The following is a 2,000-nucleotide window of genomic DNA, read 5'->3' on the forward strand; positions in this document are numbered from 1 at the left end:
AGGTAGAACTCGATCTCGGGCGCCACCACCGGCTTCAGCCCGCGATCGGCGTAGGCGGCGAGCACGCGCTTCAAGACGTTGCGCGGCGTGAACTCGACCGAGCGCCCATCCTGGTGGACGAGGTCGCAGATGACAGCCGCCGTCGGGTCCTCTTCCCACGGCACCACGGTCAACGTCGAAAGGTCCGGCATCAACTTGAGGTCGCCGTCATCCTCAGGATAGTGGAAGCCGTTGCCGTCTTCCGGATAGCCGCCGGAAATCGTCGTCATGAACACCGCCGAGGGCAGCGCCAGCGAAGTGTTGGAGGTGAATTTCTTCGACGGCATCATCTTGCCGCGGGCAACGCCGGCCTGGTCGGGCGTGATGCATTCGATGTCTTCGATGCCGCGCCATTCCAGCCAGGCGCTGACTTCCTTCCAGTTCTTGACGCCACGTTGGCTTTTCACGAAAGCAGGCGTGCGGGCGCGTCCTCCGCGGCTCGACGGACGGACTTCCTTTTTTGCAGGCGGCATCAATCACCAGATTGGGTTGCGGATGGCGAAGTATAGCCGTGGCCGGCGAAGGAAGGGAAGGGGAGCCGCTCGAACGGTCGCCACCGCGGTTGAAATTCGCGGCGGTGAGCTTAGGTTCGACGCCTCGCGAAACGCGACCACCTTACGCGCCGAACGCAGGACAGCCATGACCAGCCATGAATTGACGACGATTGGCTTCGATGCCGACGACACGCTGTGGCAGAACGAGCAGTTTTTCCGCTTGACGGAGAAGCGCTTCGCAGGGCTGCTTGCCGAGCATGGCGAGGCCGATCATGTTTCGGCAAGGCTGCTCGAGGCCGAGCGGCGCAACCTTGCCGTCTACGGTTTCGGCATCAAGGGCTTCACGCTGTCGATGATCGAAACCGCCATCGACGTCAGCGGTGGCCGCGTGCCGGGGTCGGTCGTCGCCGAGATCCTTGCCGCCGGACGCGAGATGCTCAGTCATCCGATCGAACCGCTGCCGCATGCGCGCGAGACCGTGGAGAAACTGGCCGGCGCCTATCGTCTCGTGCTCATCACCAAGGGCGACCTTTTCGACCAGGAGCGCAAGCTGGCGCAATCGGGCCTCGGCGATCTGTTCGACGCCGTCGAGATCGTCAGCGACAAGAGCGCGGCCACCTATGCCCGTGTCTTCAGTCGCCACGGCGACGGGCCGGGGAAAAGCATGATGGTCGGCAACTCGCTGAAGTCCGACGTCGTGCCGGCCATCGAGGCCGGCGGCTGGGGCGTGCACGTGCCGCACGAGTTGACCTGGGTGCTCGAGCATGTCGAGGCGCCGACGACCGCGCCGCGTTTTCGCCAGATCGCCGATCTCGGGCAATTGCCTGCGCTGATCGAAGGCATCGTCACGGCTGGCTGAGCCTGTCGAGATTTGCGGCCGGTCGACCCGAATTTCTAGTCAGCCGCGCACGAGCCCGATCAGCCGGTCGATCACCGGTTGCAGCCTTTCGGGAGTGATCGGCTTGGCGACCACGGCATCGATTACGCTGGATAGGCCGAGGCTCTCCGGTGTGCCAGTCTTGGTTGAAAGCAGGATCACCGAAGGCAATGCCTTGCCCGAGATCCGCCTGAGCGCGTCGATGCCGGAGATCAGCGCATCGCAGTCCTTGTTGTCGGCGCCGCCATCGAGCACGACTGCGCCGGGAATGAGGCCCCGCAGCGCCTTCGCGGCCGTTTCAGGCGATTCGGAAATCGGCTTCAGCCCTGATTTCTCGACGATTTTCGCCACGACGACGCGATTGATCGGGGATCGTCCGATGACCAGCACCTGCGAGAAATCCGTCGCCAGGCCAGCATCCGTGCCGCGAGCCGCCGCATTGGGGTGGTCTGCAGTCCTGGTCTCTCGATTAGTGGGGCTCATGGGCGGGCGGGCACTCGTCTCTGTTTCAATGCAGGGTTGAAACCTGAGGAACAATTGGCGTGAGATTGCCGCCGGTGTCAAGCTGAAATGGCTAACATCTGGAATAT

At 63.4% G+C, this 2,000-nt stretch carries 2 protein-coding genes and 1 pseudogene; 1 reads left to right on the forward strand and 2 read right to left on the reverse strand.

Annotated elements, in window-relative coordinates; translation table 11 throughout:
* Positions 1-512 (reverse strand): annotated as a pseudogene (locus tag EN780_RS32920) (glutamine synthetase); the annotation flags it as partial.
* Positions 513-678: 166 nt separating this feature from the next.
* On the opposite strand from EN780_RS32920, the gene EN780_RS32925 reads away from it, so the two are divergent.
* Positions 679-1,392 (forward strand): HAD family hydrolase, encoded by a 714-nt coding sequence (locus tag EN780_RS32925; protein ID WP_128276352.1) that lies wholly within the window; start codon positions 679-681, stop codon positions 1,390-1,392.
* Between the two features lie 39 nt (positions 1,393-1,431).
* Here the strand turns inward: EN780_RS32925 and EN780_RS32930 are convergent, their stop codons facing one another.
* Positions 1,432-1,893, reverse strand: coding sequence for a response regulator (locus EN780_RS32930; protein ID WP_128276353.1), 462 nt, complete (start codon positions 1,891-1,893; stop codon positions 1,432-1,434).
* Positions 1,894-2,000 lie beyond the last annotated feature (107 nt).

The organism is Mesorhizobium sp. M4B.F.Ca.ET.089.01.1.1 (assembly GCF_004022605.1).
Classification (GTDB): Bacteria; Pseudomonadota; Alphaproteobacteria; order Rhizobiales; family Rhizobiaceae; genus Mesorhizobium; species Mesorhizobium abyssinicae.

What these genes read in the sequence shown, in the direction of transcription:
- EN780_RS32925 (WP_128276352.1), top strand. Translation starts at nt 679, where the DNA reads ATGACCAGCCATGAATTGACGACGATTGGCTTCGATGCCGACGACACG.
- EN780_RS32930 (WP_128276353.1), bottom strand. Translation starts at nt 1,893, where the DNA reads ATGAGCCCCACTAATCGAGAGACCAGGACTGCAGACCACCCCAATGCG.